The sequence below is a fragment of the Teredinibacter franksiae genome, assembly GCF_014218805.1.
Classification (GTDB): domain Bacteria; phylum Pseudomonadota; class Gammaproteobacteria; order Pseudomonadales; family Cellvibrionaceae; genus Teredinibacter; species Teredinibacter franksiae.
The window spans coordinates 34,377-56,062 of the sequence record NZ_JACJUV010000005.1 but is presented as its reverse complement, the minus strand read 5'-3'; the positions used below and the strand labels follow the sequence as shown (position 1 = coordinate 56,062).

General features: G+C 46.4%; 13 protein-coding genes. 9 read left to right on the top strand and 4 right to left on the bottom strand.

Features of this window, described 5'->3' with window-relative positions:
- Positions 1 to 22: 22 nt before the first annotated feature.
- The 4 genes from H5336_RS19665 to xthA all read left to right on the top strand — a co-directional run bounded on the left by H5336_RS19665 (position 23) and on the right by xthA (position 5,705).
- Positions 23 to 406, top strand: coding sequence for a DUF4280 domain-containing protein (locus H5336_RS19665; protein WP_185236174.1), 384 nt, complete (start codon positions 23 to 25; stop codon positions 404 to 406).
- A gap of 46 nt (positions 407 to 452) precedes the next feature.
- Positions 453 to 1,235 carry a hypothetical protein gene (locus H5336_RS19660; RefSeq protein ID WP_185236173.1) on the top strand — a complete coding sequence of 261 codons (783 nt, stop codon included), beginning with the start codon at positions 453 to 455 and terminating at the stop codon, positions 1,233 to 1,235.
- 1,463 nt (positions 1,236 to 2,698) lie between these two features.
- Entirely contained in the window at positions 2,699 to 4,807 is a 2,109-nt protein-coding gene (locus H5336_RS19655) for a carboxy terminal-processing peptidase (protein WP_185236172.1), read from the top strand.
- A gap of 85 nt (positions 4,808 to 4,892) precedes the next feature.
- Positions 4,893 to 5,705, top strand: a complete 813-nt coding sequence (xthA, locus tag H5336_RS19650) for an exodeoxyribonuclease III (protein ID WP_185236195.1) — start codon at positions 4,893 to 4,895, stop codon at positions 5,703 to 5,705.
- A gap of 55 nt (positions 5,706 to 5,760) precedes the next feature.
- Here the strand turns inward: xthA and H5336_RS19645 are convergent, their stop codons facing one another.
- The 3 genes from H5336_RS19645 to H5336_RS19635 form a co-directional block, all read right to left on the bottom strand.
- Positions 5,761 to 7,944 carry a histidine kinase gene (locus tag H5336_RS19645; protein ID WP_185236171.1) on the bottom strand — a complete coding sequence of 728 codons (2,184 nt, stop codon included), beginning with the start codon at positions 7,942 to 7,944 and terminating at the stop codon, positions 5,761 to 5,763.
- A 191-nt stretch (positions 7,945 to 8,135) separates the two neighbouring features.
- Complete coding sequence (locus H5336_RS19640; protein ID WP_185236170.1) at positions 8,136 to 9,074, bottom strand: electron transfer flavoprotein subunit alpha/FixB family protein; 939 nt, start codon at positions 9,072 to 9,074, stop codon at positions 8,136 to 8,138.
- On the bottom strand, positions 9,074 to 9,823 hold the full coding sequence (locus tag H5336_RS19635; protein ID WP_185236194.1) for an electron transfer flavoprotein subunit beta/FixA family protein: 750 nt from the start codon (positions 9,821 to 9,823) through the stop codon (positions 9,074 to 9,076). The genes H5336_RS19640 and H5336_RS19635 overlap by 1 nt, the downstream gene beginning before the upstream one ends.
- Before the next feature lie 312 nt (positions 9,824 to 10,135).
- Here H5336_RS19635 and H5336_RS19630 point away from each other — a divergent pair, with 312 nt between their 5' ends.
- Positions 10,136 to 11,761: an electron transfer flavoprotein-ubiquinone oxidoreductase gene (locus H5336_RS19630; protein ID WP_185236193.1), complete on the top strand. Its 1,626-nt coding sequence runs from the start codon at positions 10,136 to 10,138 to the stop codon at positions 11,759 to 11,761.
- 13 nt (positions 11,762 to 11,774) lie between these two features.
- On the opposite strand, the gene H5336_RS19625 is transcribed toward H5336_RS19630, so the two are convergent.
- Positions 11,775 to 12,374 (bottom strand): DUF4823 domain-containing protein, encoded by a 600-nt coding sequence (locus H5336_RS19625; protein ID WP_185236169.1) that lies wholly within the window; start codon positions 12,372 to 12,374, stop codon positions 11,775 to 11,777.
- A 77-nt stretch (positions 12,375 to 12,451) separates the two neighbouring features.
- On the opposite strand from H5336_RS19625, the gene H5336_RS19620 reads away from it, so the two are divergent.
- The 4 genes from H5336_RS19620 (at position 12,452) to H5336_RS19605 (ending at position 21,592) form a co-directional block, all read left to right on the top strand.
- On the top strand, positions 12,452 to 13,312 hold the full coding sequence (locus H5336_RS19620) for an acyl-CoA thioesterase (RefSeq protein WP_185236168.1): 861 nt from the start codon (positions 12,452 to 12,454) through the stop codon (positions 13,310 to 13,312).
- Between the two features lie 44 nt (positions 13,313 to 13,356).
- On the top strand, positions 13,357 to 13,689 hold the full coding sequence (locus H5336_RS19615; RefSeq protein ID WP_185236167.1) for a hypothetical protein: 333 nt from the start codon (positions 13,357 to 13,359) through the stop codon (positions 13,687 to 13,689).
- 1,580 nt (positions 13,690 to 15,269) lie between these two features.
- The gene (locus H5336_RS19610; protein WP_185236166.1) at positions 15,270 to 18,062 is read left to right on the top strand and encodes a PD-(D/E)XK nuclease family protein; all 2,793 of its coding nucleotides are present in this window, start codon (positions 15,270 to 15,272) and stop codon (positions 18,060 to 18,062) included.
- On the top strand, positions 18,059 to 21,592 hold the full coding sequence (locus H5336_RS19605; protein WP_185236165.1) for a UvrD-helicase domain-containing protein: 3,534 nt from the start codon (positions 18,059 to 18,061) through the stop codon (positions 21,590 to 21,592). The genes H5336_RS19610 and H5336_RS19605 overlap by 4 nt, the downstream gene beginning before the upstream one ends.
- Positions 21,593 to 21,686 lie beyond the last annotated feature (94 nt).

Here is a 21,686-nt window from a genome sequence, read left to right as displayed (position 1 = left end):
ATAGTTTTATAGGAGAGCAATCATGCCTAAATGCGTATGCAGTGGCGCGATGATGCAATGCACTTTTGGCGTAGCACCTTCAACCCTTAATGTGTTACCCACCAACCGAGTAATGGAAGGAACGCCAGGCGCTACAATTATGGATTTTATTCCTGTAACAAATGTACCGCCGTTTGGCATGTGTAGTGCGCCGACTAACCCAGCGGTTATCGCCACAACAGCGGCGGCTTTAGGGGTGCCAACCCCCGCTCCGTGCGTACCCATGACAGTAAGCCCTTGGATAGCCGGAAATCCAAAAGTATTGCTCGCGAACTTTCCAATACTCACCGACGATAGCCAATTGATGTGTACGTGGCTAGGTATGATTAGTATTAAACAAGCGGGTCAGCTTATTGTAGAGGCCTAGTGGCTTCGAGCGACCGACACCAAGACAATGGTAAAGAGAAAAACCTATGAACGTACCAAGATTAAGTATTCTATTGTTTGCATATGGTATTTTTGCAAGTGCAGGTGCGATGGTTCTACTAATTTTTCTGAGCACATACGAGGCATGGTATTTTCGGGCGCTTGCGGTATTGCTGGTAATTTCTGTGGCCGCCTTGATTTCATATGTTGTGTATCAACTTAATACAGCAACGCAACTGTTAGTGCTCGGCGATCAATACAGCGACAAAGAATCTCTTGTTTCTAATTGTGACCAAGGTATATTGGGCGTACAACTTCGCGCTCAAATAATACCCACCGCACTGCTCGATCACGACACACCAAGAACCCGTTTTCACTTGGCGCGATTAAAAGGCTCATGGATTCGTCCACCAAGAATTGTTATTGCCGTGAACGCAGAACGCCTGAGCCAAACTAGTGAAGGTGAAAAAATGCAATTATTGTTTAATCTGAACCGCGTATTACATTTGTTGCGGCATAACAATAGCCATCAACAAATAGATATTATCTTTAGTCGCATGGAAAATTTCCCTGGCTATAATGAGTTCACGACGGTTGCCGATTGCAGAATGCGATTTTCTACATCCTTGTCGATGCGTACACAGTTAGAATCAAAGAACAATTACTGCAAAGCCTTACTCAGCTTACCCGCGTCGCGTTTTATGCAGTTTCTGAGGTTCCTCCACAATGTGAAAGCCTTGACTGAGGCAATGGACAGGATTGTCGCCGAGCTACTGCTAGAGTGTGGTGAGCCAGGCAGCCAAATTTATTTCGCTGCACGCAATAAATGAGGGTAATTGAAGGCATGCTTATAATTGTGCCCAGTCTAGAATAACAATCTTTTCCTAGCACTTATCGAGGATTAGTGAGCAACGGTGTTCAATATCACCTGCTTGCTTCAATGGTTTAAATACTGCTAAAGAGCTGCGACAAATGTGATTTAGCCAAATACCCTTTTTCGGTTGGAAGACCTTCCGAATCCACATCATTGAGAGTGAGATAATTCGAGCCTGAAAGCTCGAATTATCTATACAGATCAAAGGGTTAGGGAGCGAAGAAAGCTAGGTAAGCTCCCTTCAAGGGAGTGATACGGGGTATTACAGTACCCCGTATGGCAGAAACAGCACTTCGAGTGCGGTGGATAAAACACAAAACATTTTCATCACCGCATTGCGCTACGCGCCCTCTTTTCCTTTCGGTAGAAGACTGCCAGCCTAGCAAAAGCAATCTGTAACATGGTTGCAAATTGGGCAGATGAATTTGTCCAGGTGACGGAAAGACATATTCCATTTGCCAGGCTCTTAAAGTACCTTTTTTGTGCGTATTTGCCGTACAGCTCGCTTTCAAATGCTGCGCATTTTTGAAAGCTCAGAGCCGTGCGGTTGTGTATCGATCAACCCTAGCGGGCTTGATAGGCCATTACCGAATGATGTGGTTTATCTGTTACAAGGTCACAGAAATTCTCTGCTCAAAAAACGATACGGGACATACTCGATGGACTAGGTAGAGCTGCCCTACTCGGTTTCTACCAGCCACCACAGCGTGGAGGCTACCAGAAACCGCGCAGGAGGCCCTGTATAGCTGGGTGTACGGGCAATTATCGGAAGTGCGGCGAGCCCATACCCTTAAGGCGATACCCTATCAGTCGCTCACTGCGCACTATTGGCTTAGCCAGCTGGACTAGGCTAGCTTCCTATCGATGGTTATTAGTCGAGGCTCAAGGCTCTAGCGTGTACGCTGTCATGAGGCAACCCCCTAGGGCTAATTAGTGCAACTGTTTGAATATCACCTGTAATTGCGGCTATGTTGGTTGTGACGCCATGTGAACCGCGATGACGCGGTTGCCGTATTAAGAAATACAAGTTTTCTGGTGGGAGATTTTTACGCCTGCGCCTTAAATTTGTGCATCTGGGAGTCTAAAGTTCGCGTCCAGTTCTCAAACTTGGGGGGTTTTGTGCATTTATGGCTGCAAAAACACTAGGTGCAAGGTATAAAACCTCTATGAATTTTAGCTTTAAACGCTCTCTATGCCTTGGCTTTATTGGAACAACCGTTTTATGTGTCTGGTTATTTCAACGAGCAGCTTCAGATGTTTCAGGCATATCATTGCCTTTGAGGTCGGCTCAAAAAGCTTATATTGGGTGGAACTATCGGGCACGCTTAAACTCTTTTGATTACTCACTCTATGCTATAGTTTGCAGACGTTTGGCGTAGAAACACTAATTGCTGCATTTATATTCAGGTTTTCGTTAGTATGAGATTGCACTTTTTCACCCGAACAGCGCCAGTATTAACGCTGCTGTTCACATTATGTTCGCAAGCTTCCATTGTTGCTCCGCTTGAGCACACCCAAAAACAGGCGGAAACGGTAAAGGACGTGGTCACTAAGCTTCAATCTCGGCATTACCGTGAGCAGGCTGTCGATGACACGCTTTCACGCAGTTTTCTGGAGGAGTATCTCACCACACTAGACCCTGCCCGTATGTTTTTTTACCAAAAAGACATTCAGCAATTCCAAAAAAATGCGGTAAATTACGACGATTTTTTTAAGCGAGGCAACCTTAAACCCGGCTTCGAGGTATACCATACCTTTCGCCAGCGCTTGGTTTCTCGGTTAGAGGCGGTTCTTGAAACGCTTGAAGATGAATCTATTCCGTTTGACTTTACCCAGAGTGATTCTATAGAACTTGATCGCGAAGAGGCGAGCTGGCCTAAAACCCGTGCCGAGGCCGATGAGCTTTGGTACAAGCGAATTAAGCTTAGCCTGTTAAATTTAAAGCTTTCTGGCAAAACCGTTGAGGAAGCGCGAAAGACCGTTCACCGTCGCTATAAGAATCAACTTAATCGGGTGAAGCAGCAAGACAGCTCAGATATTTTTGAGACAATGGTTAACGCGCTTACTGTACTTTATGACCCGCATACGAATTACTGGAACGCACGCACCTCCGAAAATTTCGATATTAATATGTCTCTCTCTCTCGAGGGTATAGGAGCCGTACTTCACTCTGAGGATGAGTTTACCAAGGTTGTAAGGCTTGTCGCCGGTGGCCCGGCCGATAAACAAGGCCAGCTTAAGGCCGCCGATAAAATTGTTTCTGTGGGCCAGGGAGCTGATGGTGAGTTGGTCGATGTGGTTGGCTGGCGCCTTGATGAAGTTGTTAACCTCATACGTGGCCCCAAGAATACTGTGGTTAAGTTGGAGGTTGTATCTTCTGAGGCCGTTGAGCCGAAAACTATTCGTATTCAGCGTGGTAAAGTGAAGCTAGAAGATCAGGCCGCACAAAAGGCCGTACTTGAACTTACAGACGGCGATAACATATACAAAATTGGTGTTATACACCTGCCCGCTTTCTATATCGACTTTGAGGCCTACAACAATCGCGACCTTAACTTTAAAAGTAGTACGCAAGACGTATTGGTATTGCTGGATGAACTGCGAAAAGAAAACGTAGATGGTGTTATTCTCGATTTGCGTAACAATGGCGGTGGCTCACTGCATGAGGCTACGCGACTTACCGATTTGTTTATAGACCTTGGCCCGGTGGTTCAAATACGCTCGCCCGATGGCCGAATTAACCGTCACAATCGGTCGCATTCCAAGGCTCGTTACCGTGGCCCACTTGTTGTGCTGGTCAATAGGTTAAGCGCTTCGGCTTCTGAAATTTTCGCAGGTGCTATTCAAGACTACCAACGTGGCCTTATTGTGGGCTCCCAGTCTTTCGGTAAAGGGACTGTTCAATCTGTGACACCTCTATTAGAGGGTAAGTTGAAGATAACGGAATCTAAGTTTTACCGAGTGTCGGGTGAAAGTACCCAGCACCGTGGGGTTATTCCCGATATTGCGCTGCCACTATTAATTGACTCAGATGAAGTGGGTGAATCCGCTTACGACAATGCCCTGCCCTGGGATAAAATTCGTGCAGTACCGCACGACGCTTATTTTGATTTCACCGCGTTAATTCCTGTGCTTACTCAGGAGCACAACAAGCGCGTAGCCAACGACCCTGATTTTAATTTTATTCTCGATCAAATAACCATTATGGAAGAGAATAAAAATCGAAAAACAATTTCGCTAAATGAAGTCGCGCGACTAGCCGAAAAAGAGCGCTTAGAAAAACAGGCAATGAATATTGATAACAAACGGCGTGTTGCTAAAGGCGAAAAGCCCTATAAAACGCTGGATGAATTCCAAAAAAGTGAAAAAGAGTTTGATGACGAACAAGAGCAGGAGCAGGCATCCTCTACCCCAAAAAATCGTATTGATACCGAAGGCGATACGCTTCTTATCGAAACGGGTAATATTCTTATGGATATGATTCGTCTGTCAAACAAAAAGAATGTACAGCAAGCCTCAAGCTTCTAAGCACTTGATCGGTTAAAATAGAAAATAGGGGTAGCCGTTTCTGATGGCTACCCTGCCCCTCCCTCTAGCTACCTCTAACTCCGTTATGAAATGTATCTCATTTAATGTTAATAGTGTTCGCACTCGCCTACATCAGCTTCAAGCTGTGGTAGATAAATACGCCCCCGATTTTATTGGTTTGCAGGAAACCAAGGTAACAGATGTTGATTTCCCTGTTGCTGATATTGAAGCATTGGGTTATCACGTAGAATATTTTGGCCAAAAGACCCACTACGGTGTTGCTTTGTTATCTAAGCACCCGTTTAAAAATGTGCAGAAAGGTTTTGTAACGGATGATGAAGATGCGCAGCGCCGTTTCGTGGTCGGTGAGTTTGAGCTGGATGGCGAATTAATTACAGTAATGAATGGTTATTTCCCTCAAGGCGAAAGTAACGAACACCCGGTAAAGTATCCAAATAAACGCAATTTTTATTCTGATTTGCAGGCGTATCTGGAAACTAATTTTTCCCCCTCTGACGCAGTGTTGGTTATAGGTGATGTGAATGTATCGCCGGAAGATAACGATATTGGCATTGGAGAAGATAATAGAAAGCGCTGGTTACGCACCGGTAAATGCAGTTTTTTGCCGGAAGAGCGTGAGTGGTATGAGCGTTTAAAAGGTTGGGGGCTTACGGATACATTCCGATCTGTAAACGGTAATGATAATGGCCACTATAGCTGGTTCGACTACCGCAGCCGTGGGTTCGAGCGAGAGCCACGAAGGGGCTTACGAATAGATGTAATTCTTGCAACTAAGTCGTTGGCTGACAAGTGTGTTGCTTCAGGTATTGATACCGATATTCGCGCTATGGAAAGGCCTTCGGACCACTGCCCTATCTGGTCTGAGTTTAAGCTATAGATTGAACACATTAATGCATGCTGGTTGTGTTTGCACGCAACCAGCATGCATGACGTTATTGGTCATCAATATCGTTTGTAAGTGCCAGCCAATTTTCTACTACACTTCGCAGGTGTTTTTTGGTGTTGGACATGTCGATAAAATCATCAACGCCCAATTCGTAGGCCGTAGATTCAGACTCGCTGGATGATGAGCTTATGCCAATTATAGGAATGTAAAACTCTGCTTTTTCTTCGGTTTCTATTGCTCTAATTGCGTCTACAATTCGAATGAAATTCGGCTCTTCATCACAATCAACTAGTGCCATAGCGGGATTTTTTGCTTTAACGGCCGCTGGTATTTTTGATTCTTTTGAAATTATTGTGAGCTCAAAATTCAAGCCTTCCAGGGTTTCTCTTACGCGTACCTCGGCATTCTCTCTACGGCTTATCAGCAGCATTTCTTTACGCTCAACATTTAGCGCTTCTACGGGGACGTCCTCAATGGATATTTCAGCTTCGTCTAAAATAGCGTAAACCTCTTTAAAAGTTGACTCCAATTCAAAAAGACCTGCAGGTTTATTTACGTAATGTAAGTACGCGTTATCGGTAAAGCCTTGGTTAAGCATTAATTTTTGTTGGCGGTCTGTGGCCACAACAAGTTGGTGTGTGTTGCGTAGTTCGGGGTGGGTCGCCATTGCATGGCTAAATTCGCTGGCTTCTGTTTGCCCTTCTTCGTAATAAAATAACACTGATTCAATTGGGCGGCTGTCTTTATAGCTCTGACTAAGCTGCTGTAGTGCTCGCTTAAACTGCCCCTCGGTGTAAACATCGAACCCCAGTGCAGTAAGCTCTCGTCGTTTAATATCTACAATGCGTCTGTCGCTTTCTATCAACATTACGCTGCGACCCGTAAACGAGTTTTTGTGGAAATCAAGATGCCCTGCTTGTTCTGCTACGTCGAATTTAGCATCAAAACGGTAGAGGATCCCTTCATTAGGTATGTCGCTTATCTCAATGCCACCGTTCATCATATCCGACAAGCCTTTCGCTACCGCAAGCGCCAAGTTGACTTTTGCCTGTTGTGGGATGTTTTCGCTCAGTAAACGTTTTTTTAAGGTTGCATCGAAGCTGGAAATATTAATGTAGAGTTCGCCTGCATTTTCGTATTCGCGTAGAAATTCTACTTCAACAAGAATTACGCCTTTTTCAATAGACTGAATACTAAGTGACAACAGTGTGCGAATAATTTGAGCCAGGCGCGATGCATCGCCTTTAAGGCGCATGGGCAGGGTTGGAGACAAAGCCGTTTCAATTCTAATGCCGTTGGCTTCAGCGTCATCAATATATTCTGCCACTATATGCTGTAATTCATGGCGGATATTAAAGACTTTATTTGCCAATTTAAGTTCTTTATTCAGTACGCTGTTAAAGTCGCTTACATTGAGGAATACATGTTTGAAGTCGCGTTCACACTGGCGAAACGCCATGCGGTTTACGCTACCTTCGTCTAGCCCTTTTAACGCTTCCGCAGACTGCACAAAGATGCCGTGCAAGTCGTTCCTGAGGTACGTAAGGAATTCACGGTTTAATTGCGCACTGGCTCGTGTATCACGCTTTTCAACTTCCATTGACTGGGTTTTGCGCGCAAGTGCGTAAGCGGCTTCCAGTCGTTCCCAATAATTCTCGGAAATAAGTCGACATTGGTGGGCAAGTACAAAATAGAAAACCAACATTAATATACCGTAAAGGTACGCGGTTAGGTTGTCCACGAATAAAGCAGAAATAGCCGCCGGCACAATGCCAACAAATTGATAGTAAGAAAGGAATTTTTGGTAGGGCGCAAACGCGTGAGCTGTGGTGGAAAAAAACACAACGGTATACAACCATAATAGCGGTGCTTCATTTTGCATACCCAGCTTTAAGGTAATGCTAACCAAAATAACGGCCCACCAGAATGCGCCCAGTAGGGTTGCAATAAAGTAGCTCTGCCGCCAGCGTTGCGGCGCCCGGGGGTATAGTTGATCGAAACGAAAAAGAAAGAAGCCACGAACGATGGTTATAAATAGTAAACCAATAGTTAGTGTAATAGTTAGATCACGATTTTCATCGACAAAGCGACCACCTACTAGGCATATAAGATACGCGCAGAAATTAAAGATCAGCCCTCTTCTGCTGTACTTTGCCATGCGCGAGTCGGTTTCGCGCATAATACTACGGTCTTTTTGGACCTTGCTAGAGGGCAGAAAAAAATTGAACATGAAGGATGGTTCCTGACGAATTGTTCGGGTGGGTGCAGGCAAAGCCGTTTGGCATTTTACTCCCCCTATTGCGGGTGCCACAACTTCCTACCACAACATAGTGCCACAATTTAGTCAGTACTTTACTGAGGCGCACAAAAACATGGTTATTATTTGTACGCCCGTGTGCCCGATTGACCAGTGGAGTCGTATTAGCTCGCCAGTTTATCGGTAAGCTCCGGCAGCACCTCAAATAGATCTGCAACCAGGCCATAATCTGCTACCTGGAATATGGGCGCGTCTTCATCTTTATTGATCGCAACAATCACCTTAGATTCTTTCATACCGGCTAAATGCTGTATGGCACCAGAGATACCTACGGCAATATAGAGCTCCGGGGCTACGATTTTACCGGTTTGCCCTACCTGCATATCATTAGGAACAAATCCGGCATCCACGGCTGCGCGCGAGGCGCCAACCGCTGCGTTAAGTTTGTCGGCAAGCGCGTAAAGCAGGTTGAAGTTGTCGCCATTTGCCAGGCCTCGTCCACCGGATACAACAACCTTCGCAGAGGTGAGCTCTGGTCGGTCTGATGTGGCTATTTCCTGGCTTTCAAAGCTCGATAAGCTACTAGAAGTACTGGCAGCCTCTAGGGTTTTAATGTTTGCATTGCCGCCCTGCATGGGTGCAGCGTCAAAGGCTGTAGCCCGCACCGTGAGAAACTTTATGGGGTCTAGGCTTTTGGTTGTGGCAATGACGTTTCCTGCATAAATTGGGCGTTTAAAGGTATCGTCGCTCTCAACACTGATAATGTCTGAAAGTAACTGAACGTCGTTTAACGCCGCTGCACGTGGCAAATAGTTTTTACCTGAGGTTGTTGCCGGTGCCAGTATATGGCTGTAGTTTTCAGCGAGTGACGCAATAAGCGGTGCTATATCTTCCGCCAGTTGGTGCTCTAGATAATCGGCGCAGCTTTGAAGTACTTCTGCTACGCCTTCTACCGCAGCAGCCTGCTTAACGGCTTCGTCACATTGGTAACCCGCGACCAGAATATGAATTTCGCCGCCTATTTGCTTGCCTGCAGTAACCGCATGCAGGGTGGCCGCTTTAAGCGATTTATTATCGTGTTCTGCAATTATTAATACGCTCATCAGATCACCTTCGCTTCATTTTTAAGTTTTTCAATTAGGGCGTCGACATCGGCCACTTTTATTCCGGCGCTGCGTTCTGGTGGTGATTCAACAGCAAGTACTTGGGTGCGTGGCTTTGTATCGATACCCAAATCGCTAAGCGGCCGCATTTCCAATGGCTTTCTTTTCGCTTTCATAATGTTGGGTAGCGCGGCAAACCGCGGTTCGTTTAAGCGTAGATCCGTGGTAATAACCGCAGGAATCTGAACTTTAAGCGTTTCCAGCCCACCATCAACTTCGCGTGTTACTGTTGCGGTATTCTCAGTAACCGTAACCTGTGAGGCAAAGGTTGCTTGCGGGTATCCGCACAGGGCTGCCAGCATTTGGCCTGTTTGATTATTGTCCCCGTCGATGGATTGTTTGCCCATTAAAATTAAACCAGGCTGCTCTTTGTCGACTATATTTTTTAAGCATTTGGCAACGGCTAGCGGCTCCAGCGGCGTGTCACTTTCAACCAGTATTGCCCTGTCTGCACCTAAGGCCATTGCCGAGCGCAATTGTTCCTGTGCTTTTGCTGGGCCAATAGACACTACAATAATCTCTGTTGCCCCGCCGCCTTCTTTAATGCGAATGGCTTCTTCTACTGCAATTTCGCAGAACGGGTTTATGGACATTTTTACGTTGGCAAGATCAACGTCGGTTCCATCGGATTTAGGTCGTACTTTTACGTTGTAATCAACAACACGCTTTATTGGCACGAGAATCTTCATACGTATTGAAGCTCCTGATTTTTCTTTGGGGTCGGTTTCTATTTGCCCTGAAATACGGTGATTGCTTGGGCCTGTTATCACACATAATTCTACTGCTATTGCTACTGAATTATAGGCGAGTCTTGGGAAGGCTATGCTATTGTCGATAGTAGGACAAGCACTTAAAACAATAACCTTGATGACACATCAGATCACCTTGGCGCTTGGGCGCTATTGCCAGAATCTACGCCGAAAAATGGTATTGGTTGGCCTGTAATGGCGAACGTATACTCATAGGCAAACAAAGTGAGGAATGCCGTGGAACGAGAATCGATGCAGTATGATGTAGTAATTGTTGGCGCTGGCCCCGCCGGCTTAAGTAGCGCCTGCCGATTAAAGCAAATCAATGCAGACTTAAGCGTGTGCGTTGTTGAAAAAAGCGCTGAGGTAGGTGGCCATATTTTGTCCGGTGCAGTTTTTGAGCCCCGCGTACTGTCCGAACTGTTTCCCAATTGGCAAGATAACGGCGCGCCACTTCATCAGCCCACAACCCGTGATGAAGTACTTCTTCTACGGAACAGCAAGGCCAGTGCAACTATTCCGAGCTTGTTTGCACCTAAAACCATGCACAACAAAGGTAACTACATTGTTAGCGTCGCTAATCTCTGTCGTTGGCTCGCGGAGCAAGCTGAATCGCTGGGTGTCGAAATTTTTCCAGGTTTTACCGCCGCCGAGCTAGTGGTTGACGATAAAGGCGCCGTAAAAGGCATAGTTACCGGTGATATGGGTGTTGCCGCGGACGGCTCCGAAAAAGATACCTACATGCCGGGAATGGAGCTTAATGGGCACTACACGATTTTTGCAGAAGGCTGCCGAGGTCACCTAGGCAAACAGTTAATCCAACAGTTTGCTCTTGATGCAGGGAAAACCCCACAGCACTACGGCATAGGCTTTAAGGAGCTGTGGAAGGTACCCGCTGAACAGCATCAGCCCGGCCTTGTGGTGCACACAGCTGGTTGGCCGTTAAGTGAATCCGGTAGCCCCGGCGGCGGTTTTCTTTATCATATGGAAGATCAGCAGGTGGCTGTTGGGTTGGTAGTGGACTTGTCTTATTCCAACCCCCACCTCAGCCCCTATGATGAATTTCAGCGCTATAAGCATCACCCGCAATTGAGTAAACATCTTAACAATGGCGAACGTATTGCCTACGGTGCCCGAGCATTGGTAAAAGGTGGCTTACAAGCGCTGCCGAAACAGTACTTCCCTGGCGGCTTACTTATTGGTGACGATGCCGGTACATTGAATTTTGCCAAAATTAAAGGCACACACACGGCAATGAAATCCGGCATGCTGGCGGCGGAGTGCATTGCCAATGCATTGGCCGATAACCGGCAGCAAGACACGCTAATAGAATATGAGAAACTTTTTAACGATAGCTGGGTATACCAGGAGCTTTACGTACAGCGCAATTTTGGCCCCGCGCAACATAAATGGGGAAACTTTGTAGGTTCGGCCTATGCTTTTGTTGACATCAATTTATTTAACGGCAAGCTCCCCTGGACGCTAAAAGATACAAAACCCGACCATGAACAGCTCGTCAAAGCCAGTGCTGCCAAGAAGATCCCCTACCCCAAGGCAGATGGTGTATTGAGTTTCGATAAGCTTTCTTCTGTATTTCTTTCCAATGCCAACCACGAAGAAGATCAACCCTGTCATTTAAAACTGGCCGATTTAGGCATTGCTACGGGCACCAATCTTGTGGATTACGACGAGCCGGCACAGCGCTATTGTCCGGCTGGGGTATATGAAATTATTAAGGACGATTCTGACAACGCGCGGTTCCAGATCAATGCGCAAAACTGCATTCACTGTAAAACTTGCGATATTAAAGATCCGGCGCAGAACATTACCTGGGTGCCACCTGAAGGTGGAGGTGGGCCGAATTATCCAAACATGTAAGTCGTTGCTTTTATCAGGCGCCAGTTAGTTGTTTAACGTAGAGGCGTGACGCCTCTGTGAACAAATCGCTAACTTCAATTTCTTTTCCTAGTGCCAACTCACTGCGGGCACTGATAGTGGCGACATCAAGCACCTTGTCGGTGAGTGTGTCAACGAGTAGAACCCGAAACTCTGCCGTATGGGTTTTAGCTAATGGAGGTCGCCCGTCTTCAAATTTAGGGTACTCCAGTAATTGTGGGTAGATAAGTACTCGGCTGCCACTAGCGCGTGCGCTCTCTAGGGCTTTGGCGTAGGTCAAAGGCATTGGCGAAGCTTGTACCTTGGCATAACGTCTTACGAAGGCGTCTTCCATGGCCGTTTGTAGCTGGTATTTTGATCGCCGTAATTCAGGTTTGTTTCGGTAGTTTGGCTGCTCTACTGCGGAGTACGCTATAAATACAGGCGTATCGGTAGATAAGCGCCATTGATTTTTACGCACAATTAGATGGCTGTCTTCAAGCCTAAGCACTTGTTTCACTTTGCTGTATTCAGATGCGGCATAGTTGGCAGTACAGCCTTGCTGAAGCAGTAAAAGTAGTATGAAACCGAGCTTGAAATGTCGCAAAGAATACATGTGTAACTCCTGGGCTTACTTTTGGCCTTATGTGTTTGTTTATCGGCAGCATGCCCAACTTATTGACAGGTTTTATTATGCAGTCAGAACTTGAAGACATTCTTCAGCTGGAACAATTGGACACCAACCTGTTCAGAAACATACACCATCAGGAAAACTTCAAGGGAACCCTGTTTGGTGGGCAGGTGTTGGCCCAGGCATTGCTCGCTTGCTACCGAACTCAGCACGGCAACGCGGGAGCCGCGCTCCCCCACTCCCTTCACGCCTATTTTTTGCGCCCCGGTAAAAGTGATATTCCGGTTATTTATGATGTTGAAGAAGTGCGTGACGGACGCTCAATTGTCAGTCGTCGAGTGGTTGCTCGTCAATTTGGGCGCCCAATTTTGAATATGTCGGCTTCGTTTCACCACCCTGAAGAGGGTTACCATCATCAGGCGCCCTTCCCTGCCGATGTGCCAATGCCTGAGGACATTTTAAGCTTGCGATCAGCGGATGATGGGCTTATTCCTGCACCCGATAACCCTAACAAGGTTTACCCGTTTAAGCTGTTGCCCGTAGATCAAGACCTATTCCAATCGTCGCAATCGCGGCCAGCGGAAGCCTATTATTGGTTAAAAGCCAGCAGCCCGTTGCCGGACACCCAAATCCATCATACCTGTACTCTAGCGTATGCTTCAGACCTTGGGTTATTGGCTACATCACTATTGCCCCATGGTATTTCTATATATTCAAACAAGGTGTTCCCTGCCAGTATCGATCATGCAATGTGGTTTCACAGCGGCGATTTTAGAGCGGACGATTGGTTGCTGTGTCACAGTTATAGCCCTTGGGCTGGGGCCGCGCGTGGGTTCGCGCATAGCAATGTATTTACGATGGAAGGTAAGCTTATATTGACGTGCGCCCAGGAGGGTTTGATTCGACCTGCTCCGCAGGACTAGTTCGGGTCTATACTCAAAACAAATTCACTACTGGATGCATTAATATGAGCAAAATTGCCATATCTGACGCAGTCATTGCCCTTGAAGATTTGTTGTCTGCCTTAACCAATGCCTATTGGGAAACAAGCGACATACACCGTAAAGATTGCGTGTTTGATTTAATTACCACCATATTCGGCGAACTGAATGAGCTTGCGAAATTGAGCGTCTCTGATCACAGTATGGCCTACGAACCCGTAACCGGGGCCTTCCACTCTAGTGGCCCTAACCTGCGGCGCATCCAGAACAATCTCGATAATTGGTTTTCACGCTCTTCCACAGCAAAACGTTTGTTACAGTCCATACCCCCTGTTTCCAGTCTTTTTGAGTTTGTATAAGGTTTGAACAATTTAGCCGGGGTTCCATTTTGTTAGATGAAAAATTGTTTACGCATGATTACCTGTGAGCTGAACATGCACTAACCTGTGAGCCTAGCCCCGCTAGGCTTTTACGGAATGTGTAGTGGTAACATATAGCTTTGGATCAATTTCAGCACCGTTTCTATTAGGAAATGATTTAAAAATAATCTGCCTCTGAAGTGGAATAACCTGAGATTTCTTCGATACTTGTAGTTACCGGTAGCGCATATCCCCCCCCAAGTGTTTGAGTTACCGGTAGAGCTCCTGTAGCTCGTTGAGGATTTTTAATCCTTAATGTTTCACTCCTAATGGTCCTGGCCCGACGGTCTCCCCCCAGAAACGTCGGGCTTTTTTTATGCTTACCTTTTTTGTAGCTATTTTTGTAACTATTGCTGTAACTATCGTTTTAACAGCCACACAAGTTTTATTGCCGCTAGCTTACTTACTTTTTTGTACCAATCTAAAAGGTTTTCTCGTTCACTATCTTTTCTTATGAGCGGGTATTCCAAGCTGGCTTGATCGCAATAAGCCGTATGCCCCGCTTAAACAATCTATGCCGATACCGATAGGTTTGATCGGCAAAACAAACACGATCGTACAAAACTGTTGCTTGGGGTTAAACTTGCGCTTCCAGTAAAATAATTACACAGGCTAGCGATCGAGTAAATGAACTCACTATGGCTGCGATCATGATCGGTAAGTTTCGCGCTAAATGCCCTCCACTACTGGCTCGAGAGCCAACGTGCTTGCTTATATAAGCCAATCCTCGAAAATCTATGGCAACGCCACGTAGGTTTGATTGTAATTATTGGGTAGCCGGCATGAGCCGGTACATCGAGAGCTATTCGAATGGGGTAATGAAAGCGCACCTTTACCCCTTTCTCCGCGTCGTTGTTACGGCCTTGTAAGTTACGTAGCCATCTGTACGAATGAGGAGTAATCGGTGTTCCGCACTTGGCAGGTGAAGGTTTAATCGATTATCGCTAGGTTGTCGATGTTGCCACACCCTCCGGCAACAAGTGTGAGGTCGGGGCTAAGACCATAGTGCCTCGTTGCGCCTTTTGGAGGGCATCTTGTCGCAAAGAATAGAGAATTGTAAATTTAAAAAAAATTAGTCTAAGGAGATTAGTCATTTTTGTAACTATTAGGTTAAAAATCGCGTCATTCTAGTTAAAAAAATTGTCCACATTTCCTGTGGATAAGTTGGTGGACATTACCTTAGGAACCACGTAAAAAGCCCGGAAATCCTTGGGCTCTCGCGACGCGGTTATATTTTGATCAATTATATTTTATATATATAAATCAATAGCTTACGGAGTTTTTAATGTATTAAATAAAGGCCTAGCGTGGATTTCAACCGAATTGGCATGGTTTTCGACACGTTTTTTTGGGCATGTGCATAAAGCGTTAGTCGCTCCTAACCTGCGAACCCCCCTAGTAACAGAATTGTAATAAATCAACATGTATTGTGTATTGAATGGGCGCAGCCCCGTGCTTTGAATCATTAAGTTATATTACATTTACTTTTATTCTTTGAATTTATGGCGGTAGTTAAAACTATGGTTGGAAATCCGTTTGGTGAAAGCCTTGTGCTCACGGCTAATGAACGTTTGCAAAGGCACCATCTGCGTCAGTTACACCGTGCCGATAACGGGAGTTTTGGTGCTGAAGAGGCGCCAAATGTATATTCAATAGACAGCTGGATGAGAGAAGTGTGGCTGGTGTTGCAAGATAACGGTTACAAAGGCTGTGATTCTCAGTTAATCGATGACCAGCAGGAGAAGCTACTTTGGACACAATTATTGGAATCCCCCGCTTTTGCTAAAAGAGCGCAAGGTTTTGGCGTAGAGCTGGCAGAGATAGTAAACCCTCAAGCACTGGCTAAAAACCTTATGGAGGCACGGCGATTAATTCAACAGTGGCAGTTACCACTCGACCAAATAGCAAACTTTGAGAGCGCCGAAACAACATTTTTGCTTGCTGCCATAGCCGAATTGGAAGCACTTTGCAGCACTAACGGTTGGCTCTTAAAAGAAGCCGCCATAGCGTGTATTGACTCGGCCTATCACCATAATTTTCTCGCCAAGCCTCGTGCTGTAAAGCTTTTAGGGTTTACCGAAATAAGTCCTTTATGGCAAAAACTGCTTGCTCATTTTTCAAGTACTCTTGGTCATTTAACTGAAAACCAGTCAACGGATTTTGGCCTAGGTATCGAACTGCGCCAATATGAAACATTTGAAAAGGAAATTGATGCCGCTGCTGATTGGTGTGAAAGGCTGTTACCTTCACTGCCTCCTAACGCAACAATTGCTGTGGTTGTGCCCAACCTTGCCAGTACCCGGCAAATAATAGAGCAGCGCTTTAATCGCTGTTTTGACCCCGAATACATTAGTAACGCGCACATCGATACGCCACGTGTTCCCTATGATATATCCGCAAGCCCCCGACTTTTGGACGAGCCGGTTATACGTGCAGTTTTTGATTTGCTGTCGTTGCAAACGAAACAGCCGTCACTAGAGGACATTAGTGTTATAAATCTTTGCGTTTATTGGGGGCAAGGTTTGTCTGAGGCACGGTTGCGCGCTGCAGAAGCCCTATCCCAACATGCTGGGATCAATTTTTCTAAAGCACTGTACCTATCTACACTGGAAAATGCCGAACGCACAGTAGAAATCGAAGTTGAAGCGGACGAAACACCTGAAGCAAAACGCAGTCGCACATCCGATTTTTATTGTTTTCAGCAGTTTATCCAAGCGTTACGCCATGCACGGGAAAAGAAAACCCCTACAGAGTGGCGGCAATTCACGATTGAAACGCTGGAATTTTTACGTTGGCCTGGCCCGCGTACAATTAACAGCCGAGAATATCAGGCCATTGAAAGCTTTCGGCAGGTATTGGCGTTGATTGAAAGTTTAGAACCAATGCTCGTTCAGGCCAGTGACAGCAAGGTGATGTCATTTTCGGCTTGGGTAACACTTTTAAAAAATCTTGCTGGAGATTCAGTTTTTCACGTGCAGGTTCCGTTACGCCCTATACAGATTCTGGGGATTCTCGAGGCCGCCGGGTCAACATTTGATCACTGTAGAATTATCGGGTTAACCGAAAATAGTTACCCTACGGCACCTGAGCCAAACCCGCTTATTCCCTATGCATTGCAAAAACAATTTTCTACACCAAGGGCTACGCCTGAACGCGAACTGGGTTACGCACAGAACTTACTGCATAAATTATGCGATGACAATCCGGCGGCGCAACTGAGTTATTTTAGCGTAAACGAGGTGGATGAAGCTCAAAAATACAGCCCTCTATTGGCGTCACTTGTTGCAAATAAGCGCATTACCACTGCTCATCAAGTAAAAAGCGATATTGATAGTCGTATTGATCAAGCGGTAGCGTTCGAACAAGTTCTGGAAAAAGTAGACACAACCTATGGTCCTCCCTTAGAAAAAGGCAGTGTTGTGAGAGGGGGCAGTTATAGGCTCCAACTCCATAATGCCAACCCGTTTTTTGCTTTTGCGGTATATGACCTCGGCGTAAAGGGTGAGCAAAGCCGCTACCTAGGCATTCCGCCCTTTATCAAAGGTAGCTTGATCCACGGTGTATTGGGCGTCTTTTGGAAAACTTACGTTGATTCTGAAGCGGTAAAATTATTATCTGAAAGTGAAATCGACACTTTTATTACTAATGAGATACACCGTCAGCTTCAAAAATTGATGGCACGCCACAATCTCCATAGTTATGCCGACGCGTTATCTTTATATGAAAGTGAAACGCTGGTGGTAATAAAACAAGCTATTGCTATTGACCTTGAGCGTGCGCCCTTTACTGTTACGGCGATAGAAAAAAGTATGCGTATCGATGTTGAAGGCTACGTGTACCAGACTCGCCTAGACCGCTTGGACGCGGTGCAAACGCACGAAAGCGCTCAGGCCAACAGTATGGTTATTGATTATAAAAGCGGTTCTACAAGCTTGGCTGGCCTACAAAAATCTCCTTTACCTAGTCCGCAATTGCCGCTCTACGCTCACGGCCTGCAGCAAGATACTTATCTTGCTGGCGTTGCCTATATGGAGGTCAACAACAAAACTATTGCCTACTCCGGTATAGCAAACGGCGCGATTGAGTTGCAAGGCCTGACGAAACCGGAATTGTTAAAGCGCTACGATCTACCCAGCGATTGGGATGCGGCTATTGCATGGTGGTCTACTGATTTAAGTGCGAGCACAACGGAAATTGCTGAAGGCTACGTCGCCAATGTGAGCCGAAACCCTGCAGGGCTATTATTTTGGGAATATTTGGCTCCTGCAGCACCGGATGTGATGGAACTCGACAATACGGGGGATGCCAAATGAATGCTCCTGTAGATGCGCAGGCACGGGCTGCGGCTATATCACCACACACATCCTTTGCTGTTTCTGCTCCTGCCGGGTCGGGAAAAACCGGACTGTTAACGCTACGTGTACTTGGCTTGCTCTCCGTGTGTGATGCGCCCGAAGAAATTTTGTGCATTACTTTTACGCGTAAAGCCGCGCAGGAAATGAAAGAGCGAATTATTACGGCCCTAGAGCAGGCAGAGGGCCTGAGTAAAAATGAGATTGAAAGCATAGCCGAGCCTCATCAACAACAACTGCTATTTCTGGCGAAGACGGCATGCGAAAATAGTCGTAGCCGACATTGGAATTTACTCTCCACACCGCATCGACTAAAAATCCAAACCATAGACAGTTTTTGCGGCAGCCTTGTACAGCAAATGCCGATGATGAGTGCTGTGGGTGGCAAAGCTCAGCTGCTAGAGGACCCTTCTGTCGCTTACGACCAGGCGGCGCAGTCCCTTATAGAAAACTGCAGCAGCAATGCTTGGCCTGAGGCTTTACAAACGCTGTATACCCACCTTAACTGTGACATCGATCGTGTAGCGCGTTTACTCAGTGGCCTGCTGCATGCCCGAGATCAGTGGTTGCCGTTAGTGTATAAATTAACCGGCAACATAAGCGGCAACGAGCACGATGACCTAAAGCAACAATTGGAGAGCAATCTTGCCGCTTGGGCGGAGAACATTTTAGAAGAACTTGGCAGCGCATTAAAGGTTTATGAAAGTGAACTTTGCGAACTATTGGATTTTGCTGGCTCTAATCTTACTGAAATTTTACCGCATTCTGAGGGCGCTAAGCTTAAGGGCGTTACTGCCTTTCCGGCAGAGACGTGTTTGGAAAGTGGTTTAACGACGTTCTGGAAGCCGCTTACCAGCGTTACATTAACGGCAAAACACGAGTTCTTAAAACGGTTAACCAAGAACCATGGTTTTCCGCCTGGCGACAAACAACAAAAGGCGCTTTTTACTCAACAGAAAAAACGCTTTCAAGAGCTGATCGCAGAAATATCGTCGATTGACGGAGTGCGGGACAATTTGGAGCTGGTTGCCATTTTTCCCAACTTGCATTATTCCACTGTGCAGTGGGGCGCGTTGAGAGCCTTGTTTGATTTACTACCGCTTTTGGTTGCACACTTAAAGCTTGTTTTTCAGCAACAAGGCAGTGTCGATTTTATTGATGTAGCCGAGAGAGCTAAGGCTGCGCTAGGCAGCTATAGCGATGTGAGTGACCTAGCGCTTAGGCTTGATTATTCTCTTAAACATATACTCGTGGATGAATTTCAAGACACCTCTCATTCGCAGTTAGAGTTACTTCGCTTGTTATTACGCGAGTGGGAATACGACGATAGTAAAACACTGTTTGTTGTCGGTGATGGAATGCAGTCGTGCTACGGGTTTCGCAATGCCGATGTGGGTATATTTCTTGACGTGCGACAGAATGGGCTCGGTGGGAAATCATGCACAAAGGCTGATTTGGATGTTAATTTCCGCTCAACGGACACCATTATCCAGTGGGTCAATAAGCATTTTCAAGGAGCCTTCCCTGCTACAGACAATATTGGCCGAGGTGCGGTACGTTACACGGCATCTCAAGCGTTTACACCTTCAAAAGGTGAAAGCCAGTCCTACACAAAATGTGTAGGTTTTACCGATGATGAGGACGGTTTAATCGAGGCTGCGTATGTGGCCGATCAAGTACAGCATTTGATACAGCAAGACCCTACACAGTCGATAGCCATACTTGTACGCAGTCGAAATCACCTGATTCATATATTGCCAGCGTTGAAATTACACGGAGTTCCCTACAGTGCAGTTGAAATCGATCCTATGCAGTCCCGTCCCTGGATCCAGCATTTGTACGCCCTTACCCGTGTTCTTGAAAATCCATCCGATAACGTTGCTTGGCTCACGCTTATACGCGCGCCTTGGTGCGGCATCGATAATTTTGATCTGTCGACGTTATTCAGCCGTGCTTGCTCGGAACCGAAGTCCTCAGACACCAAAGGACTTGGAAACAAGGGCCTAGAAGCGAAGCGTGCAGACTCGAAATATTCCAGTGTTGTTAGCAAAATACAGCGTGCTATAACAGAGCTCCGTCTTAGCGGCGATGGGCATCACTGCCTGGCGCGTTTTTACCAGGCGCTACACAGTAGTTTGGCGATGATCTCGCGCCGATCGACCAGAGAGCTTGTCGAGGCCACTTGGCTAAAGCTTGGTGGAGCTGAGTTAATTAGCAGTGAATCGCAACGGAAAGATACTGACGGTTACCTTGCATTGTTAAGTAAACATTGCGAGGGCGGAAAAATAGTGGACCGCCAATTATTTGATCGCGCATTTGAAAAGTTGTATGCCCAGCCGGAAATAACACCCGGAGCAGTACAGGTAATGACCATGCATAAATCGAAAGGCCTAGAGTTTGATACCGTGTTTCTACCCAACCTGCATAAACATAGCCGACCCGATGCACCCGCCTTGTTATATTGGCACGAACGCCAGCTGGCTAACGATCGTGCCAGTTTATTGTTAAGCCCCATTGCCGCTTCCACTGAAACTGAAGCCGATCCTTTAACGGCTTTACTGCGTAACGAGGCCAAACGAAGAAGCGAATATGAAGAAACACGCCTTTTTTATGTGGCATGTACGCGTGCTCGCGCGCGCTTATTTTTGAGTGGGCAGCTAAAACTCGATAAAGATGAGCAGCCGGTGATGCCCGCACGCTCCAGCTTTTTATCCAGAATTTGGCAAACAGCCGGGGCTGAATTTATTGTTGAATCGGCCGTACACGTAGAGGAAGCGGTGAACAAGGTACCGCGAAAACGCATCAGAACCTATATTGAGCGGCTGCCAATAACGTTTAAGCCATTATCGATAGTGTCTAAAAATCGAGAGCTATGGACATTACCGGATTATGACAACCAAGCTGCTGAGCTAACCCTTTTGGCTTTTGAGTCATCGGCGAATAGCCGTGTGCGTGCTTTGGGTACTGTGCTCCATCGATCGCTAAAAATGCTGCATGATAACGGCGCCTCCCAGGCGTTTGTCCCGAGTTTGTCAGCGTTAACGGATTATTGGCGTGCGCAGCTTCAGCAACTTGGGTTAACCGAAGAGATGGCGCTCGGCTGTTGTGATTCCATGGCAGAAACACTGGAAGCCGTTCTTACAAGCGAAACGGGCTTGTGGTTACTCAATAACCGGCATCGTGATAGCCATTGTGAGCTGCGGTTAAGCTACGGCGACACGGCAAAAATTGCTGTCGTCGACAGAACATTTATAGACAGCAACAATGTACGCTGGATTGTCGATTACAAAACCAGCTCTCCTGCCGCTGGGGAAGACCTGCAGGTATTTATAACGGCTGCGAAGGCTTTACATAGAGAGCAAGTTGAGTTTTATCTCACGCTATTACGCGAAAGAGATTCTCTTGCGCAGCACAGGGACATTAGCGAATACCAGTGCGCTTTGTATTTTCCAACCATCGACTATTTGGCGTTATATGCGGATATTCCTTAATAATTGCCATTTTTTATAGGGCCATTCAACCCTTTAGTTACCTTAATCCATTACAATGGACCCACACGCGAGAGGCCCCTAGAGGGGCCTGTTT

Excerpts from the sequence above, each read along its gene's own strand:
- H5336_RS19665 (WP_185236174.1), top strand. The coding sequence starts at position 23 with ATGCCTAAATGCGTATGCAGTGGCGCGATGATGCAATGCACTTTTGGC.
- H5336_RS19660 (WP_185236173.1), top strand. The coding sequence starts at position 453 with ATGAACGTACCAAGATTAAGTATTCTATTGTTTGCATATGGTATTTTT.
- H5336_RS19655 (WP_185236172.1), top strand. The coding sequence starts at position 2,699 with ATGAGATTGCACTTTTTCACCCGAACAGCGCCAGTATTAACGCTGCTG.
- xthA (WP_185236195.1), top strand. The coding sequence starts at position 4,893 with ATGAAATGTATCTCATTTAATGTTAATAGTGTTCGCACTCGCCTACAT.
- H5336_RS19645 (WP_185236171.1), bottom strand. The coding sequence starts at position 7,944 with ATGTTCAATTTTTTTCTGCCCTCTAGCAAGGTCCAAAAAGACCGTAGT.
- H5336_RS19640 (WP_185236170.1), bottom strand. The coding sequence starts at position 9,074 with ATGAGCGTATTAATAATTGCAGAACACGATAATAAATCGCTTAAAGCG.
- H5336_RS19635 (WP_185236194.1), bottom strand. The coding sequence starts at position 9,823 with ATGAAGATTCTCGTGCCAATAAAGCGTGTTGTTGATTACAACGTAAAA.
- H5336_RS19630 (WP_185236193.1), top strand. The coding sequence starts at position 10,136 with ATGCAGTATGATGTAGTAATTGTTGGCGCTGGCCCCGCCGGCTTAAGT.
- H5336_RS19625 (WP_185236169.1), bottom strand. The coding sequence starts at position 12,374 with ATGTATTCTTTGCGACATTTCAAGCTCGGTTTCATACTACTTTTACTG.
- H5336_RS19620 (WP_185236168.1), top strand. The coding sequence starts at position 12,452 with ATGCAGTCAGAACTTGAAGACATTCTTCAGCTGGAACAATTGGACACC.
- H5336_RS19615 (WP_185236167.1), top strand. The coding sequence starts at position 13,357 with ATGAGCAAAATTGCCATATCTGACGCAGTCATTGCCCTTGAAGATTTG.
- H5336_RS19610 (WP_185236166.1), top strand. The coding sequence starts at position 15,270 with ATGGTTGGAAATCCGTTTGGTGAAAGCCTTGTGCTCACGGCTAATGAA.
- H5336_RS19605 (WP_185236165.1), top strand. The coding sequence starts at position 18,059 with ATGAATGCTCCTGTAGATGCGCAGGCACGGGCTGCGGCTATATCACCA.